At 45.6% G+C, this 19,308-nt stretch carries 15 protein-coding genes; 6 read left to right on the top strand and 9 right to left on the bottom strand.

What is annotated here, in order from left to right:
- Positions 1-90: 90 nt before the first annotated feature.
- Both priA and galU read right to left on the bottom strand, forming a co-directional pair.
- The gene (gene priA, locus GA520_RS10760; protein ID WP_163336606.1) at positions 91-2,613 is read right to left on the bottom strand and encodes a primosomal protein N'; all 2,523 of its coding nucleotides are present in this window, start codon (positions 2,611-2,613) and stop codon (positions 91-93) included.
- Positions 2,610-3,482, bottom strand: coding sequence for a UTP--glucose-1-phosphate uridylyltransferase GalU (gene galU / locus GA520_RS10765; protein WP_163336605.1), 873 nt, complete (start codon positions 3,480-3,482; stop codon positions 2,610-2,612). Before galU ends, priA begins: the two co-directional genes overlap by 4 nt.
- Positions 3,483-3,688: 206 nt before the next feature.
- Here galU and hrpA point away from each other — a divergent pair, with 206 nt between their 5' ends.
- On the top strand, positions 3,689-7,447 hold the full coding sequence (gene hrpA, locus GA520_RS10770; RefSeq protein WP_163336604.1) for an ATP-dependent RNA helicase HrpA: 3,759 nt from the start codon (positions 3,689-3,691) through the stop codon (positions 7,445-7,447).
- A gap of 14 nt (positions 7,448-7,461) precedes the next feature.
- Complete coding sequence (locus GA520_RS10775; protein WP_163336603.1) at positions 7,462-7,599, top strand: hypothetical protein; 138 nt, start codon at positions 7,462-7,464, stop codon at positions 7,597-7,599.
- A gap of 121 nt (positions 7,600-7,720) precedes the next feature.
- On the opposite strand, the gene GA520_RS10780 is transcribed toward GA520_RS10775, so the two are convergent.
- From GA520_RS10780 to kdsB, 4 genes are read right to left on the bottom strand one after another with little or no spacing between them, the layout of a single operon-like run.
- Entirely contained in the window at positions 7,721-9,715 is a 1,995-nt protein-coding gene (locus GA520_RS10780; RefSeq protein ID WP_163336602.1) for a response regulator, read from the bottom strand.
- Between the two features lie 33 nt (positions 9,716-9,748).
- Positions 9,749-10,132, bottom strand: coding sequence for a response regulator (locus GA520_RS10785; protein ID WP_240910061.1), 384 nt, complete (start codon positions 10,130-10,132; stop codon positions 9,749-9,751).
- Positions 10,133-10,159: 27 nt separating this feature from the next.
- Positions 10,160-12,460, bottom strand: coding sequence for a 2-phospho-L-lactate transferase CofD family protein (locus tag GA520_RS10790; protein WP_163336601.1), 2,301 nt, complete (start codon positions 12,458-12,460; stop codon positions 10,160-10,162).
- 58 nt (positions 12,461-12,518) lie between these two features.
- On the bottom strand, positions 12,519-13,283 hold the full coding sequence (gene kdsB / locus GA520_RS10795; protein WP_163336600.1) for a 3-deoxy-manno-octulosonate cytidylyltransferase: 765 nt from the start codon (positions 13,281-13,283) through the stop codon (positions 12,519-12,521).
- A gap of 144 nt (positions 13,284-13,427) precedes the next feature.
- Between kdsB and GA520_RS10800 the strand changes: the two genes are divergently transcribed.
- Positions 13,428-14,222 carry a class I SAM-dependent methyltransferase gene (locus tag GA520_RS10800; RefSeq protein WP_163336599.1) on the top strand — a complete coding sequence of 265 codons (795 nt, stop codon included), beginning with the start codon at positions 13,428-13,430 and terminating at the stop codon, positions 14,220-14,222.
- On the opposite strand, the gene GA520_RS10805 is transcribed toward GA520_RS10800, so the two are convergent.
- From GA520_RS10805 to GA520_RS10815, 3 genes are all read right to left on the bottom strand, one after another.
- Positions 14,213-14,668: a 23S rRNA (pseudouridine(1915)-N(3))-methyltransferase RlmH gene (locus GA520_RS10805; RefSeq protein WP_163336598.1), complete on the bottom strand. Its 456-nt coding sequence runs from the start codon at positions 14,666-14,668 to the stop codon at positions 14,213-14,215. The genes GA520_RS10800 and GA520_RS10805 overlap by 10 nt on opposite strands.
- A gap of 42 nt (positions 14,669-14,710) precedes the next feature.
- Positions 14,711-15,112: a YkgJ family cysteine cluster protein gene (locus tag GA520_RS10810; RefSeq protein WP_163336597.1), complete on the bottom strand. Its 402-nt coding sequence runs from the start codon at positions 15,110-15,112 to the stop codon at positions 14,711-14,713.
- 278 nt (positions 15,113-15,390) lie between these two features.
- On the bottom strand, positions 15,391-15,966 hold the full coding sequence (locus GA520_RS10815; RefSeq protein ID WP_163336596.1) for a YqgE/AlgH family protein: 576 nt from the start codon (positions 15,964-15,966) through the stop codon (positions 15,391-15,393).
- A gap of 251 nt (positions 15,967-16,217) precedes the next feature.
- Here GA520_RS10815 and glgB point away from each other — a divergent pair, with 251 nt between their 5' ends.
- Genes glgB through GA520_RS10830 form a run of 3 tightly spaced genes read left to right on the top strand, consistent with a single transcriptional unit; the run spans position 16,218 to position 19,305 of the window.
- Positions 16,218-18,416 carry a 1,4-alpha-glucan branching protein GlgB gene (glgB, locus tag GA520_RS10820; protein WP_205749202.1) on the top strand — a complete coding sequence of 733 codons (2,199 nt, stop codon included), beginning with the start codon at positions 16,218-16,220 and terminating at the stop codon, positions 18,414-18,416.
- Positions 18,417-18,433: 17 nt separating this feature from the next.
- Positions 18,434-18,619 carry a hypothetical protein gene (locus tag GA520_RS10825; RefSeq protein WP_163336594.1) on the top strand — a complete coding sequence of 62 codons (186 nt, stop codon included), beginning with the start codon at positions 18,434-18,436 and terminating at the stop codon, positions 18,617-18,619.
- A gap of 11 nt (positions 18,620-18,630) precedes the next feature.
- The gene (locus tag GA520_RS10830; protein WP_163336593.1) at positions 18,631-19,305 is read left to right on the top strand and encodes a DUF4126 domain-containing protein; all 675 of its coding nucleotides are present in this window, start codon (positions 18,631-18,633) and stop codon (positions 19,303-19,305) included.
- Positions 19,306-19,308: the final 3 nt, after the last annotated feature.

A 19,308-nucleotide genomic window follows, 5' to 3' on the forward strand; every position in this document is an offset into this window, starting at 1 on the left:
AGGTATCCGTTTGATATTTTACGGATAATATTTTGAATGCAACAATGAAGTTGGCCTAAGGCAAGTAAACAGATAACCGCCGAACCTTGCTCACATCATATTTTCAGGATCTACGTCGAGGGCAATCTTGCAGCCGGCAGAGCAAATCTCTCGATTTGTGCCCTGTATAAAAGAGCAGAGCCGGTGCAGGTGTTCCAGGTTTGCCCCCTTGAGCAGTAACTGCCACCTGAACCGGTTTTTTATCTTATCGATGGGGGCAGGGCCTGGACCAAGCAGTTCCAGATCAAGTTTTGCAGAAGCGATATACTGCCTGCAGGTATTGGCAATATCTACACCACAACGGCTGACCTTCAACTCGTCTTCACCACTTATATGAATTGTTACAAGTCGTACAAAAGGCGGATACAGTGGTGAGCTGCGCAGGGCCAATTCTTTTTCTACCAGAGCTTCGTACCGATGCTCCCTGGCATACTGCAGCGCATAGTGATCAGGCCTCATTGTCTGGATAAAGACTCTCCCGGGCACATCACCCCGCCCGGCCCGACCTGTCACCTGTGTTATGAGTTGAAAGGTTTTTTCGGCTGCTCTGTAATCAGGAATACAGAGTCCACCATCAGCCCAGACGACACCGACCAATGTCACTCCTGGAAAATGTAGCCCTTTGGCAATCATTTGGGTTCCGACAAGAATGTCTATATCTCCCTGGCGCATCTCCTTGATGAGCCGGAGAAACACCTTTCTGTCTGCTGCCGTGTCAGTATCAAGCCTGGCAACTCGAGCCTCTGGAAACAACTGCTTGACTTCGTCTTCCACTCGTTCGGTACCAATCCCCACCGACACAAGCGATGTCGACCCGCACGATGCACACACCGTTTTCTCATGCACATCGTAGCCGCAATAGTGACAGATGAGCTTTTGTTTCGCCTGGTGTCGGGTCAGCGAGACATTACAATTCTTACATTGTACCGGCTGGCCACATTCCTTGCACAAGACAGAAGCGGCAAATCCTCTGCGATTAAGGAGGATGACACTTTGTTGTGATTTTTCCACGTTCTCCCGAAGGGCATTTTTCAGCGGCAATCGAAACAAATTTTTTTTATCTGCGGGAGTCCCCTTGGTAAGATCAATTACAGTAACGGCTGGAAGCTTTCGATCCCCCACCCTGTCAGGCAGTGACAGCAGGGTATACTTTCCTGTCATGCAGTTATGATAGCTGATAACAGAAGGCGTGGCGGAGCCCAGCAGCACCGTAGCACCACATCGTTTCGCCCGCACGATGGCAAGATCCCGACCGTTATATCTCAACTTATCGTCCTGTTTCAGGCTACTGTCGTGTTCCTCATCAACCACGATGAGTCCAATATCCTTAAGTGGTGCAAATACGGCTGAACGTGCGCCAATGACAATTTTTGCTGAACCGCTCAACGCCAGATGGTATTGGTCATATTTTTCACTCTTGGATAACCCTGAATGCAGAAGTACAACCTTTTCTTCAAAACGCGAGACAAAGTGTGCCTCAAGCTGCGTGGCAATGGCTATTTCGGGTACGAGGACCAGCACATCTCGGCCACAATCAAGTGTTTTTTCCGCAGCCCGCAGGTACACTTCAGTCTTGCCACTACCAGTTATCCCATGAAGTAGAAATGGGGCATACTGTTTCACTTCTATGGCCGGAATAATCTTTTCAAGAACCTGTTGCTGCCCTGTCGTAAGATTGATCGGTTTTGCGAAATATGGAAGCTGCTCTCCCAGCGGACTTCTGAAAACCCTTTTCTCAACCTGCTCGACAAAACCGTTTTCAATCAGGGCAGGAATCGTTGCAGAGGCTCCTGAATAGGCATCAACCAGTTCCTTCCTCGGAACCCGATTATTGCCTTTAGCGGTTGAAAACCGGTGAAGGTAATAGAGTGTTTTGGCCTCACTCAGTTTGAGTCCACTACCATTGTGGAGGATATCCTTCTGTACTTTTTTATAATTAGTCCTGTCCGGAGCCTCTCCTTGAGTCAGTTCATCAGGTAATTCTGTTTTCAAAAAATAACAGGTCTCGCGTTTCTCTCGAACAGTATCCAGGACAAGGCTATCCTCAATGCGGAGAACCCCTTTTTCAATCAAGTCGTTGATTGATTTTCGATATTTTTTCCCGGTAAGAAGTTCCTGGCTTTGGGAACTCGTCAGTCGGCCAACGGTTATAAGTTTTTCTCCCCAATCCGGTAAATTCTCACCTATGTTCAGAATAAATTCATCATGTTTATCTTCAAACAGGCTGAGTATTTTAACGGAGTGGGGAGTGAGACCGGCCGGGAGGGCTGTTTTTATAACCTCGCCGATTGGGTAATGATAGTATTTCGCAGTCCAGCGAAAGAGATCAATAATCTCCCGATGAAACAAAGGGGTGTCGTCCAGCAGGCAGCTAATTTCCCGGACTTTTACACCTTTTTCGACAGAACCAGCTTCACCAAGGATATAGCCTGTAATCCTGCGTCGTCCAAGAGGTACCAGTGCCCGCCTGCCAACAATGTCTTTCACATCGCCTGAAGGTAAACAACTGTCATCATATTTATATGTCAGCGTTTTTCCTATTGGAGCGGCAACGGCAACCTCTAACAGCATCATATGGTAGCGGCGATCTCCCTGATGTGAGCTTTTAGCCCTTCCTTTAATACCGGGTGAGTCAGTCCGTAAGCGAGAATTGCTTTCAGATAACCAAGCTTATCCCCGGCATCATAACGGGTCCCCTCAAACTCGTAGGCGTACATTGCCCTTTTTTTAGAAAGAGCAAGCAGGGCATCTGTGAGTTGGATCTCACCTCCATGGCCCGGTGTTGTCCGGCCAAGAAGGTCGAATACTTGAGGCATCAGAATATATCGACCGATAATCGCCATATCTGAATCTGTGGTACCCGGTGCGGGTTTCTCTACCATACGGGTTACTTTGTGGGTACGGTCCCTGCCGTTTTTCTCTCCTTCCACGATGCCATATTGATATGTCTGGTCCGCAGGTACCCGTTGAACAGCTACGATCGACTCTCCGACATCATCAAACAGGTTGAGCATCTGTTTGGCGCAAGGCGTCTTGGCAAGTACAAGATCATCACCAAGCAGGACCATAAACGGCTCATTGCCAACAACATGGCGGGCTGTCCAGATAGCATGTCCCAGCCCTAATGGTTTTTTTTGCCTGACAGAGACGATATCAATGAGATTTGAGATGTTGTTCAATTCCTCTCCCAGGGCAACCTTGTTTTTTTCCTTCAGTACGCTATCGAGATGAAAGTTGTAGTCAAAATGATTTTCAATGGCAGACTTGCCTTCACTTGTTACAAATATTATCTGGTCTATACCGGATGCAACCACCTCTTCAACTATGTATTGTATAGTAGGTCGATCAACGATGGTCAGCATTTCCTTTGGTATGGCCTTGGTGGCCGGTAAGAACCTGGTACCAAGCCCGGCAACGGGAATAACCGCCTTGCGTACTTTCATATTCGCCTCTAAATTGTGGTGACGGAAATTTAAAACCTATGGTAATAGGTCATGGTTTGATATTTCATCGCGCATTCTGCAAAAACAATTCCATCCCTGGTCGCAGGAAGGACAGGCACACAGCCATTAGGCAGCAAATAAAACTATATTATTGCAGTTTACTCATTTGACATAACATAAATCATCACCCCGAGCCACGATTTTTCATGAAATATTTTTACCCTCAAGAGCTCCCCATAGTCGAAAAAATCGAGGAAATTGCTGCAACACTTATCACAAACCAAGTGGTCATTGTAGCTGGCGACACCGGCTCGGGAAAAACTACCCAAATCCCCAAGATATGCCTTGAACACCTAGATATCGGCGATAAAATTATCGGCTGCACACAACCGAGACGCATCGCTGCCACCTCCATCTCAGGACGTGTTGCCGAAGAACTTGGGAAAGACGGGCACCTGGTCGGATACAAAATACGTTTCCACGATCATACCAATAAAAATACCCGCATCAAATTCATGACCGATGGCGTCCTGCTTGCGGAGAGCAGAAACGACAAACTCCTCCGCCAGTATGGGGCCATCATCCTGGATGAGGCCCATGAGCGAAGTCTCAATATAGACTTTCTGCTTGGATACCTCAAAAACCTCCTGCAAAAAAGGCGGGATCTTAAGCTTATTGTCACCTCAGCCACAATTGATACCGACGCATTTTCAAAACATTTTGGTAATGCACCTATTGTCTCCGTTAGTGGCAGGACCTACCCAGTTACAGTCAGGTATCAACCTCTGCCAGACACCAGCCAGGATGACAGGAGTGGATATGTAGAACATTGTGCAGAAACAATTGTCCGAATCTTCAGGAATGAACCACCAGGTGATATCCTCGCGTTCCTGCCTACTGAGAAAGATATCCGTACCTGTTGCGAACTCGTGGCCGATAAGGTCAGTCCGGCTTCAGTACTCCCTCTTTTTGGCAGACTTGCCTCACATGAGCAAAAGCAGATTTTCCAGCCGCATCACCATGGTAAGATTGTCATCGCCACCAATGTTGCAGAAACATCACTTACCGTTCCGGGGATACGCTATGTCGTGGACAGCGGTCTTGCCAGAATGTCCTACTACAGTGGGCGATCAAAAACAACAAGTCTCCCAGTTCGAAGAGTATCCCGGGCATCCTGCAATCAACGAAAGGGACGTTGCGGACGTGTAGGTCCTGGCGTCTGTATCCGGCTCTACGATGAGGAAGACTATCTGGATCGTGAAGAATTCACCCTTCCTGAAATTAAACGATCCAATCTTGCAGAAGTTATACTGCAGATGATATCACTGCGACTTGGCTCTATTGAGGACTATCCTTTTATAGATCCACCGCAACGTCCAGCCATACGTGACGGTTACAGGCTACTTTTTGAACTCGGTGCGATAAGCAAAGATAATCAGCTCACAAAAACCGGACAAATGATGGCTGGTTTTCCAATTGACCCATGCATCTCGCGTATCCTGATAGAGGCCAGTGCAGAAAACTGTCTCAAGGAAGTAAAAATCATTGCCGCAGCCCTTGCCATTCAGGATCCTCGTTCCCGTCCCACCGATAAGGAGAAAGAAGCCGATGCAGTGCATAAGCAGTTCTCTCACCCGCATTCTGACTTTATGGGATACCTGAACCTGTGGAATCACTTCCATACAGCAGTGGGAGGTTCCCGATCCTGGTCGAAACTAAAAAAATACTGCAAGACGAATTACCTCTCATTTCAAAGGATGCGTGAGTGGTTTGACCTCCACGAACAGCTAGACAGGCTCCTGAAAAGAAACCCGGAATTCACCGACAATAACGAGGATGCCTCTTACCAACAGGTGCACAGGGCACTGACAACCGGATTTCTTCGCAATATTGCCTGCAAAAAACAAGGAAAGATATACCAAAATGGCTCCAATAAAGAGCTCATGATCTTTCCCGGATCTCATCAGTTCACAAGCGGTGGTCAATGGATCGTCGCCGGCTCCTTTCTTGAGACAAACCGACTCTATGCACTTACAGTTGCAACAATCGAACCTGAGTGGCTTGAGTGTATTGGCCGCCACCTTGTTAAATATTCCTGGTCTAATCCGCGCTGGAACCAGAAGTCGGGGCAAGTGGTTGCCGACGAGAAGGTGTCCCTGTTTGGGCTAGTGGTTGTCGCTGCCAGAACGGTTAATTTCCCAAAACAAAATGATCAAAACATTCCTGTGGCAAGGGGAATTTTCATCCAGGCCGCACTTATTGAAGGAGGATTGCAAGGCAAGTATCTGTTTCTAAATAAAAACAGAGCCCTCATTGAGAAATGGCAAAAGGAAGAGGATAAGCTCCGAAGCGGCAGCATTCTAAATGATGAGAGTTCATTTTTTCTGTTTTATGCTGACAAACTCCCTGCACATGTCTGCGATAAATCAACACTCAACCGGTACCTGAAACGACACGGACATAAAAGACTGCTTATGACAGATGCGGATGTCCTTAACAGGAGGCCCGACGAAAATCAGCTTGCCGATTATCCGAACTCTATCCATGCTGGATCGATTGAACTCCTTGTAGACTACGTTTTTTCACCTGGCAGCAAAGAGGATGGAATGAGTGTAAAGATTCCCTTAATGTCAGCAGACACCATCTCTGACCAAATATTCGAATGGCTTGTTCCCGGCCTTTTGAAAGAAAAAGTCACTCTGTTACTCAAGGGACTTCCCAAAAAGTTGCGGCGACACCTCGTCCCTGTCAATGTCGCCGTTGACAGACTACTTGATGACCTCAACATCTATAAAGGGTCTCTCTATCATAGTCTTGAAAGCAGCATATATAAACTCTACTCCCTGCAGATCAACAGGTCGGATTGGCCCGCAGAGGTTCCGACCCATCTCATGGCCCGGTTCGTACTTATCGATAATAATGGAAATAAAGTTGCAGCTGGCAGAAACTTCAAAAAATTATTGTCTGACACTCTCACCCCATCCACCCCGGGAAGTAGCCAGAAATCTGCCCAGAAGGTAGCACTGCCAGAATCTCTGAACCAGTGGAAAACACTTTCCACCAAAAAATGGGCTTTTCATGATCTGCCTCGCAATATCCCGGTACACAATGCCGCCAACGATATTATCGGTTTCTTTTACCCGTTTCTGGTTATACAACCTGAAAAAGGGGCGGTCGCTGTCGATTTCACAACTGATCGTCACCTGGCACGGAAAAACAACCGCAAGGGTGTTGAGTATCTGTACAGGATACAGTTTGCTGCTGAATATAAATCCTTCCGTAAATATGCAGTATCGTTACTCTCCGGCCCATCAACCAAGGCGTTTCTCATGGAGGGGATAAAAACAGAGGAGTTGCGCGGCCAATTTATATCTTTCGTCATGCGCACGCTCTTCCCTTCTATCAATGGCGAAATACCTGAAAGGGAAGTATTTCAAAATAACGTAGCAGAGGTTCGGCAAAAAGGTTTTTTTAAGCAGGCCCAGCAGTTCGCAGATGAGGCAATCACTGTTATCAGGAAAAAAAACGAAGTGCGGCAAAGGCTGAATCGTTTTTGCAAACTTGATAAAAGTGGCCATCTTTTTTCAGCAGAGAAGGTTAAGGATTTCAACAATCTCATGGATGAAATTGTGCCAGTACATTATTTCGGGGAACAGGATAAGCATGACATAGCAACAGCCATCAGGCAGCTCAGAAGCCTCGACATCAGGATAGAGAGATATTATGCAAACCCTTCAAAAGACGGCGAAAAGATGGCACAACTCAAGCCACACCTGGCCAGTTGCAGGGAATTGACTGACAAACAAGATGAATTAAATGATGAAGCGGTTGAGTTGTTGAAACAGTATAAAGTACTTATCGGTGAATATAGGATATCCCTGTTTTCGCCGGAAATTAAAACTTCCCAACCAATCTCTCCCAAAAAGTTACAAAAATTCCGCCAGAAATTATTGGCTAAATGTTAATAAAATGAAACCGCATGAATAGAGTACTTATTGGTGTTCTGCTTTGCATGACCGGTTTATTCCTGCTTCACAACCAACAGCCCCTGCTCGGTTTCCCTCTCTTTGTGGCAGGATTTCTTATAATGAACAGGAAAAACAGGCGTAGGAAATAAGAAACCTCAACCTAAACGGTAAAAACCTGACCCTTACTTTTCCTGAATATTATATTTCGCTTGTAATATTTATAGATGGTTTGCTGGTTGCCCCTGATCTACGGCTGCAGAAGAGGCTGAACTATAGGGGCATAAGGCACAATTCCCCAAGCACCTTTTTTATCCCCTCAAATGTATATGGTAAGGTGAGGGTTGTATTAACACCTTGCTCACAATAGAGTTCTGCATCCTGGTCTCTTGCTGGAAGACCTGTAACAACAATGTCCACGGCAGGAGCAACCCCTTTCGCGAACTGAAGGAACTGCTGGAATTCAGCGCGATCAAAGTACTGTTTGGATATAAAGATCAAGCGGACGCATGACTCATCACCTTCATCGTGAAACACGATTTCAGACAAACGATCCGGATCTTCGTCTGTAAAAACAGTCCAACCAATGAATTCCAGAATTGTTTTACAAATCTGTCTCGCCTGGACATCTTGTTCAACCAGCAGGATCTTTCTATCACCATTGACATTATAGTTAAGTCCCTTTGCAATCTTTTCGACCTTGCTTACAGGCAGAAGCAGGCTAACCTGCGTTCCCTTCCCCACTTCTGATTCGACCAGGGCATATCCACTATGGTTGCGCATTGTTGAGTACACCACAGTTAAACCAAGCCCCATACCTTTTGAAGCACCTCTTTGTTTGGTCGAATAATATGGGTCAAAGACCTTCATCAGGTCTTTTGCGATGATCCCCCTGCCCTTGTCGGTTATAGCAACACAGGCATAGCTCCCTTCAGGAATATATTGACCGCTTATTACCGCCTTTTCTTCAAATGTCTTAATGGAGATGTCAATATCAATAAACTCTGAGTCAGAGGCTTCGAGGCTGTTCTGCAATACATTCTCTATGGCCGTATGCATTTGCTGCTGATCGACTTTGACGGTGATCTTATCCTGCGGCACATTCAGGTGACAATTGGAATTGTTTTCACGGTTAAAGCTCTGTACTGAGCCAGACACAAGCTCTTCCAGATCTGTTTCAAAATGACTGACAATGCCAAAGGGTGATGAATGTGATATTTTCCTTGCCAAATCAACGGCTTTATATGCTGCCGTATGGGCAAACGCAATAAGGTCAAGTTGGTCCTTCGGCATTCCCATATCTTTTTGATGCATCACCAGATCAAGATTGCCACAGATAACAGTTAAAAGGTTATTAAAGTCGTGGGCAACACCACCTGCCATGGAACTGAGGGATTCCATTTTCCGCAGGAGTCCCATTGCATTATCCAACTCACGTTCATGCATTTCTGCCCTATACTGTCGTGTTATATCACGTAATATGCAAACTGAAAAAACAGTCTCCCCCCTGTTGACAGGAATAAATGTGAGGGTGATCACCTTTCCCTTGAAATGAATGGGATCTTCTTCACCAACAATGAGCTCTTTCTCTTTATCGACAACCCTGCTTTTGACCCAACGTTTAATTTCCTCAGCGTATTCCGGCCAGGGAAAAGTACTGTAACTCTTGCCGACAATACTTTCTTCCCGTACTTCAAGGATAGACAAGGCCGCATAGTTGGCAGACACAACCGTTCCCTCTTTATCAAGCTCGATAATCCCTTCATGCAAACTTTCGAGTATCGTCTTAAGGTGCCGTCTTTCTGACAGAAGCTCCATTGCGATATTCGATTTTCTCAACCCTTCAGGGATCCTGGTTGTTACTGTATCGCCATGCTTGTTTTCCCCATCCTTACTGGCAAGAAATCGCTCAAGTGCCTCATGAATGTGTTCCCGTAAATCCTTGAGTGTGCCCTTGGCAATGCAAAGGTCGTAATATTCGGCTGAGAGTATATTTTCAAGGTCCTCTAAAACAATACCGGATACAACAACGAGAAAAATTGATTTGAACTCCGGCGTGTTGCGAACAATCTTACAAAGCTGTTCGCCACCTACAAGCGGCATAACGAGATCGGTAAAAATAATATCCGGCCTGTCCTCCTTGATAACATTAAGTGCTTCAAGGCCGTTTGTGGCAGTCGTAACGACACATCCCTCCCTCTCGAGAAAAGCTGAGACAGCCCGGAGAAGAACCGGATTATTATCAACGACAAGTGTTTTGGTGGTCATGAAAATGTGAGGGTAATGTAGTAAAGGATGGTTTTAGAAATCACCCTCTACCCAGCTATTGATGGCTGTTACCACCTTTTCCATAGGTAGCGGCTTAGTGAACATTTTAAAGGCACCTAACTGCCCGGCAACATTAAGATACGCATCCGGAGCGATTTGTCCCCCTCCGGATATTGCTATCACCCCGGTATCAGGAAACTCCTTTCGCAACTGGGAGATAGTCTCCATCCCCTCCTGTTCAGGCATAATCAGGTCACAGATAACAACCTGGGCAGGATCTGCTCGTTGCATTTCTATACCGATACGGCCATTTTCAGCAACACGCACGTCGAAGCCCACCCGTCCCAGCCATAACCTAACAATATCACGTACAATTTTCTCATCATCGATAACAAGTATTTTTATATTTCCTTCCATGGTGATCCAATAAGCAGCAGGAGTGATTCAGGAGAAAACAACGTCCCTGAAAAAGGATATCATTTTCTTTCGCCTCACTACCATTTTTTTCTGGTCCGGGATGAGGTTTGTCTGTGGAATCTTCATGACCGCCATCTTGTACTCGATGTGCGTGGCCAGCATATTCTCAAGATACCAGGCATACATCAACCCCATTAATAACCCTGGCGGTGTAAACCCTTCATCGCCATTAATCAGCCGGGTGTAATGATCAAGATCGGGTCCGGGAAACATCCTTGAAAATCTCAGGTAGTCATCTAATTCAACAGAACTAAAATGTGTAACTCTCTCACTCTCGTCACGCAGATAGAGATGATATACCTTACCAAGAAACAGGTTATCACTGGAAATTTCTTTTACCATTTTGGCATGGGCATAATTCCCAAGAAGTGACTGCCCGAGCGCTATCAGAAATGCCGTTTCCAGCTTTTTTGAATCCTCAAACTGATCTACCCGAATCTTTATCATCATATCTTCTGGATCGAAAAACGAATAGACGTTGTCCCAGCGCTGATTACGTGGCCATCCGTCGACATCCATAAAACGAATCCCTCTCATGTAACCTAAGTGAGTAAGCGGGATGTCATGATGCTGCCAGACTATTTCCGTAAAGATATCTATAAGTTTTTCTGCAGCGACAGGGAGATTGTCATTTTCAGGGTAGATAAATTCTATCTCTGATAACCTTGTTCGAACCTGGCCATATCGTGTACTGGGTAATATCGTATACACCCGCTGCTTTTCATCCGTTCCTAAGCCATGTTTTCCACCTGCAGGCTTGCCGCCAATCTGTTCATTTTCCAAACAGTCCCTGGTTGCATAAAGGACCTTTACAACCTGGGCCAGACTCTCGGGATCGTGCTGAATGACACCTCTTTCAGCCATTGCTGCACTTGAATAAATACCACATTCAATAGGGATATAACCTTGTTTACGCACAATAGAGCGATCAAGATAAATCGGTATCTTCCCTTCTACCGCATATCGCTGAATTACAGATGCAGGCACGTCCTTTAATGAGATGCAAAGCACCTGCTCAAAAAGTCCTCTCGTACCACCAGGAATGTTTTTTTCATAAGCCCGGATCATATCCGACACCCTGAATTTTCTATCGGGGTCCAACAGGCTGAGATCCGTCTCACCGGCTTGTACCCAAAGGTTTGCAATCAACAACTTCAAGGCCCTGGTGTTGTCTCGCACAGCCTGAGCAATACCCGGCACCTTAAAAACCGGAATTATTGAGCTATAAAGACTACCAGGAGCCATTATGAGAATATCGGCCTCTGAGATTTCCTTTATAACTCTGCTGTATGGTTGCGGTTCACTGCTGTAATCGACATGAACCGAATCGACAGGATATCCACGCCTTGATACAGATGATTTTGATTCGCCTTTGGTCTGAACACCATTTGCATACACAATCCGTAATTGTGAAGGTGTTGTCGTACAGGGCAATACCGCATTTGAATCGACGCCAATAATAAAAGAGAGGAACTGCAAACCGTCATAAATAGCATTATGGAGCAATGCATTGTTTGTTGCCAGCGCCTCATTAGACAACCCCCGATCAAGAAATCGGTACACTGCTGAAATTATAAGCAGGTTACCAAGGCATTGCGGCCTGCTGAGTACAGCTGTTAACCGTCCGTCGGTAAACAGCTGCTCAATCAATGACAGGACAACCTCTCTTACCCCACGAGGCAGGCTTTCAGGTTCCTTGCAACAATCATGAAAAAGTACTGCGGCATTGTCAGGCCTGCTGTTAAACCGGTAATTGAAAATCTGGGCCAGAAGAGAGGTGACATCACTGGCCTGCTTGGGTGTAATCTGGTAAGCACGCTGTATATTGACAAGTTTTACTGATGACAGCAGGACGTGCCGAATGTCGCCAATTGCGATAAGAGGCAGATCTTTTAACAATTCGCCCGTTGAGCCGCCGTCATCCGTTACACAAACGACGGACCGGGTCATGGGAAAAACTTCTTTCAATCCGGAAAAGGGGTTAGCGGCCCACCCCTCCGATCGTGAATCACCACCTATGATATTTGACAGACCGGTACCGCCGCCAAACACAACGACCTTAACCCCATCCACGTCTTTGGACCTTATTGCAGACGTGAGATTTGTAAAACCACGTACAATTGAGCGTGAGTTGCTTGCCGGCTCTCCGTTTAAAACGAGATCAATCAGTTTCTCCCGGAGGTCTTCATGTGGCAAAAGCTCAATTGGCGACACCCGTTTTGTAAGCAGCTCATCAAGCAACTTTTCGATGTCATTATTTCTTTGCATACTGTTTATCCCTTCTATATTCCATCATTATGGATATGGGGTAATCAGAAGGTTCGGACTAAGAATTACCTTGAAGAAGGTATTCCTCTACCCTTTTCAACTCTTCAGGGGTGTCGACCTCTATCGAATCGTGGTCAGTCAGGATAACCTTTATTTTATATCCATACTCAAGAGCCCGAAGCTGTTCAAGCTTCTCAAACCGCTCCCACTCTCCCTCCGGCAGGGATACAAATGTTAACAGGAACCCCTTTTTATATGCATATAATCCAAGATGTCTGTAGTATGTAGGAGATATGTCCTCTTCAGGATGCCGCTGAAATGGAATTGGCGCTCTTGAAAAATATAGTGCATGATTATCTCGATCGAATACGGTTTTAACGTGGTTCGGATCATAGATTTCTTCATTCCTGACGATCTTGTATATCAATGTTGACATTGGCAGAGCCGGATCATCAAGTATCGGACGTGCAACCTGCTCTATGACCTCTGCAGGAAAAAGCGGTTGATCACCCTGGATATTCACAACGACGTCATGCTCAGAGATACCGACAAGCTCAGCGGCCTCTGCCAGACGGTCTGTCCCGGAGACATGGTCCGGCCGGGTCATCACATATTCACCACCGAAAGAGGTAACACAATCGGCTATTCGTTGATCGTCTGTTGCAACAACCACCCGACTTAACAGGTCTACATTCCTGGCCCTCTCAACAACATGTTGTATCATGGGTTTTCCGCAAATCTTTGCAAGCGGTTTCCCGGGAAAACGATTGGAATCATAACGGGCTGGTATTATGGCGACCACATCAACATTTTCGTTTTGCATTTTTCATTTCCGGTTACGATAGTATTATAGTTAATCGGTGAATGGTGACGGGCAGTTACCATTCACCGATTACCCCACTTGACCTTGTTGGCGCAAGCGTCTTGGGTCTTGAGTTATTAAACTTATTTTAACAATAAGAGTACAATGCCACAGAAAGCTATAGTATCAGTTTCATGTACCTCAGTTTCGATTTCAATTCTACAAAAAGCCAAACTATTTGCAAAAAATAACGGTCTCACCTTTTTCACTAAACCTGATACACAAACCCCTTATTCTCTCCATTATACCGATGAACTTGTGGAGCTCATAATAAATGGTACATCCCGAAAAACTATCAGGCCCAAACCATTGTCGGTTGATTTTGAAAAAGGAGATATAGGCTATCGACATCATCAGAACCTTACGATTCGCCAGCCACTTGCAAAGGCCGTTGGCATATCATCCGGAAAAAGACCGTTAATTTTCGATGCAACCGCAGGTCTCGGAGGAGACAGCTTTGTCTTTGCAAGCCTTGGTTGTAAGGTTCTGCTTTGCGAGCGATCACCTATAATTGCAGCCCTGTTGGATGACGGCCTCCTGCGCGCTTTGCAGAATCCCGAATCAATCGGCCAAGCGGCAAAAAGAATGCAACTGTACACCGGTGATGCAAAAAATATCTTAGCTACCTTTCAGGAAAAACCACATACGATCTACTTTGACCCGATGTACCCACACTCGAAGAAAACAGCTTTAAACAGGATTGAAATGCGGGTAATCCGTGACCTTGTCGGTGAAGACGACGATTCCGATGAAACACTACGTCTGGCACTTCAGCATGCAGGCAAAAGAGTTGTCGTCAAAAGACCAAAGGGAGCGGAACACGTGGCCAATCTCAAACCAACCCATACGACTGCAATGAAAAACTCCCGTTTTGATGTATACCTGACACCTTACTTATGATACTTCTCTCCGTTTTTAATCGTATACGCTCGATATAGTTGTTCCACCAGAAGAAGACGGGCCATGTCATGGGTGAAAGTCATTTTTGACAACGAAAAAAGAAGATCTGCCCGATTTCTGACCTCGTCTGAAAGCCCTAATGGACCACCTATCAGATAACACACACCTTTCACCGATTGTCTTTCCCAGGTATTGATCCTGGCAGTAAATTCCTCACTGGTAAACTGTCTCCCAAGTGGGTCAAGAGCAACGGCCTGCCAACCTGAAGGAATTTGAGCCAGCAGCAACCTTCCTTCAGCTTTGGGGTCGTTGGCTTTATTCTTTTTCCCTTTCAAAAGGTTTACTGAAAACTGGGTATAGTGACTCAGTCTCTTTATATATTCTGATATTCCTTCCTCAATATACGAGGCCTTGGCTCGACCTAAGAGTAGTAACTCATGTTTCATAATTGAGCCATAATGTCTGAATAAATCATAAAATGTTGTTTCTTAACATTTTATACGTTTTCCTTTTTTTAGAATTGTTGCGAGGATCTCACAAAACTTGTCGTAACCAAGTTCTTTTTTTATGCCAGGACACGACTCAGCAATAGTGTGGAAATTGTTTTCATCATCAAGGATGGAAGGGTGAAGAGGCCACTCCCCGCATCTCCATGGTCTTCCGGTGTGCACCTTGCACCCTTCTGAATAGAAAATACAATGTCCGTCGACCACCTTCATCTGTACGATATTTCCGGTAATTCGCCAGTATTTCTCCGCGACTTTTTCACTCGACATACCCAGCGCATTGCACATCCTCTCCCGATCATGTTCATCAAGGGAAACGGTTGTCTCGCCATGGCAACAATAACCGCAACGGGTGCACTGAAATATAATATCTGTTTCCTGCATACCTACATCCTTATCGAACAATTATAGTTTGCTTTGAGACACGAGGGGGTTCGTTCAAATCCGCAAGTTAGTTTCCATCCTAAAACGAGGCAGGCAACCTCTCTCAAATATAAACAACAAATACACGGCACACATTTGTGTTGAGCATGGTCACACTGATAAAATCGGGGCAAACATGTCCTTTCCAAAATGTCCCAACCTGTCAATATACAATATTGGCAAAAAAAAAGGGTGTACTCCTTTATGAAGTACACCCTTTTTTATATTATATCTACCAGTTACGAGTATCCGATCACATCACCAAATGTAGCGATATCAATACCATACTGCATGGCTGCTGCTTTCCATTTTTCTTCACAATCCATATCAAAAATAATATGGTCACTTGCTGGTACAGTTAACCACCCGTCATCTACCAGTTCCCGTTCCAATTGACCTGGTCCCCAACCGGTATAGCCCAGAAGAAAAAGGTACTTCTCGGGTCCCCGGCCCAGTGCAATGTCTTCGAGGACCTTTGTTTCTCTCGATATCGAAACTGTTTCTGTTACCTCTAGCTGATACTCAGTCCTGTAATCCGAATGATACAATATAAAAGCGGATTCCAGCTCAACAGGCCCACCCACATAAATCGGAGGAAGTTCTTCATGAGGCACAGGGAGATCGGCTCCTCGTAACACCTCAACCATGGAAAAAGCGTGATTTGGTTTATTGATTGCCAACCCCATAGCTCCTTCCTTGTTATGAGCACAGATATAAATGACCTGCTCTTCAAAGCGAGGATCGGGCATCTGGGTTGTCGAAACTAAAAATGAGCCTGTAAGGCTTTCAATTATAGGTGCTTTTGTGTCACTCATCAGTTCTATCTAAACAATGTTTTTCTTAAATGGCTTCTTAGTTCACCATATTATTTACTCTAGTGGTAGTGTATCAAAGGATTCACCGTAGAGTCAAGCCGGCCATCAACTTTCCAGGACGTGTAGATTTAGAGAAATCATCTGATATAACATGATAATACCATGACAAACTTCGATTAATTCCCTACAATGAGAGATGCCGGTCGAAGAGTGACCACTTTTTTTCCTCTTTATGGATGATTATATACATTATGAAAGAACACATATTCCGCCTCCTGCACAGCTGCCATCATGACCCATTCCAATTCCTTGGTGTCCACTTCAATGAGGATGAAACCCGGGTCACTGTCCGTACTTTTCAGCCACATGCACGCAAAGTCCATCTGCTGGCAGGCGATAAGCAGATAGAAATGGAGTGCATAGATGAAAATTACATCTATTCTGTCGACCTTGACAGGAACTGGTTCGCCGACCCGGATATAGACCCATATACCTATCAGTTTGAGGTTGAGTACTCCAATGGGTATGCCGACAGGATAAATGATCCTTACAGGTTTCTGCCGCAACTGCAGGAAACCGACAGTTACCTTTTTAATCTGGGGACGAATTATAGACTCTACGATCATCTGGGCAGCCATCCGGTAATGTTGTCAGGAATATCCGGTACAATCTTCAGGGTCTGGGCACCAACAGCACAAAGTGTTTCCGTGCTTGGGAATTTTAATAGTTGGGACGGGCGTGTTCACCCTATGCGGTCCCTTGGAGGATCCGGCATCTGGGAACTCTTTATTCCGGCAGTCGGGGAAGGAGAACTCTATAAATTCAGAATACGAGCAGCATCGGGACAGATACTTGAGAAATCTGACCCTTTTCAGTTCCGAAGTGAGCTTCGCCCAAGCACCGCCTCTATCGTCAGCTATCTGGACAACTACAGCTGGAATGACAGAGAGTGGCAGAATCAGAAAAACACCACGTCACCGTACAATACCCCGCTTTCTATATATGAACTGCATCCGGGATCCTGGAAAAAAGATCCTGATGATCCCGAGAGGTTTCTCACCTTTATCGAACTGGCAGACCAGCTCATTCCCTATGTTAAAGAAATGGGTTTTACCCATATTGAACTATTGCCAATTATGGAACACCCACTGGATGAATCGTGGGGATACCAGGTAACTGGCCCTTTCAGTGTAACCAGCCGTCACGGAATACCTCAGGATTTCATGCATTTTGTTGATCGATGCCATCAGGAATCAATTGGGGTTATACTTGATTGGGTACCAGCTCATTTCCCCAAAGATGCGCATTCATTAGCCCGTTTTGACGGCACTGCTCTCTTTGAGCATGAAGATCCCAGGAAAGGTGATCACCCAGAATGGGGCACGTATATCTACAATTATGGACGAAGAGAGGTCAGCAATTACCTTATTGCCAGCGCCCTGTTCTGGCTCGACAAATATCATATAGACGGCCTCAGGGTGGATGCCGTGGCCTCCATGCTGTATCTTGATTATTCACGCCAAGAGGGGGAGTGGATACCGAACTGCTACGGAGGCAGAGAAAATCTTGAAGCAATTGAATTTCTCAAACATGCTAATTCAATCATTTTTGAGCTGTACCCCAACACCCTGATGATTGCTGAAGAGTCGACCTCATTCTACGGAGTATCGAAACCTACAGACCAGGGAGGTCTTGGATTCAATTTCAAATGGAATATGGGGTGGATGAACGATATTCTCAGTTATTTCTCTAAAGATCCCATTTTCAGGAAGTTCCACCATAACGTGTTAACGTTTTCTATTATGTATGCCTTTTCAGAGAATTTCGTCCTTCCCCTTTCTCATGACGAAATTGTCCACGGCAAGAATTCCCTGCTCTCCAAAATGCCCGGTGATGAATGGCAGAAATTTGCGAATCTAAGATTGTTACTCTTTTACATGTGGACTCATCCCGGGAAAAAACTACTCTTTATGGGAGGAGAGTTCGGTCAGTACAACGAGTGGAACTGCAAGCAAAGTCTTGACTGGCATCTTTTGGAAAAACCGGGCCTCCATCAACGACTCAACGATTTCGTAAAAAGCTTGAATTCATTTTACGCTCGCATGCCCCCGCTGTTTGAGCTTGATTTTGATCATCAGGGGTTTACATGGGTAGATCTTGAGGATCGAGACAGGTCAATCATTTCCTTTGTCCGTCATGCCAGTAACAAAGAAGAGCATCTTGTCTGTCTTTTGAATTTCACCCCTGAAACACATTACGGATATCGTACGGGATTTCCTACAGAACGAGAATACCAATTGGTTTTCAGCTCTGACGATACCGCCTTTGGCGGCAGTGATGTTGAAACCCAATCAATCGTCAAACCGGAGGTTCAACCTCATGGTCAGGTACCTTTTAGTTGTGAAATCACCGTCCCGCCTCTTTGCGGATTAGTTTACAAACCTCGATAAATTTATGGAGATCGTTTATGGCCACTAATTTACCAACTACTCTGCCCGGGGATACACTGCGCAAAGCAATTCAGGAATACTCTCTATTACAACAGAGAGGTCCTGATAAACCACATAAAAAGCTTCTGGAAATCGTGGCAGTTAAATTCGATTTATCTCCATTGCAATGTGAGTTTTTGGATAGGCAATTGAAAAAATCTTAAGGAGGATTACCATGGATCCTTATCAAAGTGTCATAGCAACCATAGCATTGACCATGGGAACAGCCTGGGCAAGCGGTATCAATCTTTACGCAACGATTGGCATGCTCGGCATTCTCGGGGCAACCGGGAACATCATTTTACCGGAAACACTCGTCGTAGTGCAGGACCCGCTTGTAATCATGGCAGCTGCAGTTATGTATTGTGTGGAATTTTTTGCAGACAAAACACCTGGGGTCGACACAGGTTGGGATGTTATTCACTCCTTTATACGAATTCCGGCTGGCGTCATCCTCTCAGCAGCGGCCGTTGGAGATGTGACACCAGCACTCTCTGTGACAGCTGGGATACTAGGTGGCACGGTTACCGCAACCAGCCACATGGTAAAGGCAGGTTCTCGGGTTTTGATAAACAGTTCACCCGAACCCTTCACTAACTGGACGGCCTCGGTTGCCGAGGATGTGGCCGTTGTCGGAGGACTCTGGGCAGCGCTGAATTATCCGTTGGCTTTTCTGGCGGGTTTCATTCTATTTATCTGCCTGACAATCTGGATATTGCCCAGGATATGGCGAGGGATCAAATTGCTATTCGGGAAGATCAAGGCAATTTTCAATAAGGATGCGACGCAAGACGCCACCAGCTTAACGCCGCCTCAACCACCTCGTATTGATGGTGGAAAAGGAAAATAAATT

Origin of the sequence: Desulfopila sp. IMCC35008, assembly GCF_010646885.2 — a bacterium.
GTDB lineage: Bacteria > Desulfobacterota > Desulfobulbia > Desulfobulbales > Desulfocapsaceae > Desulfopila.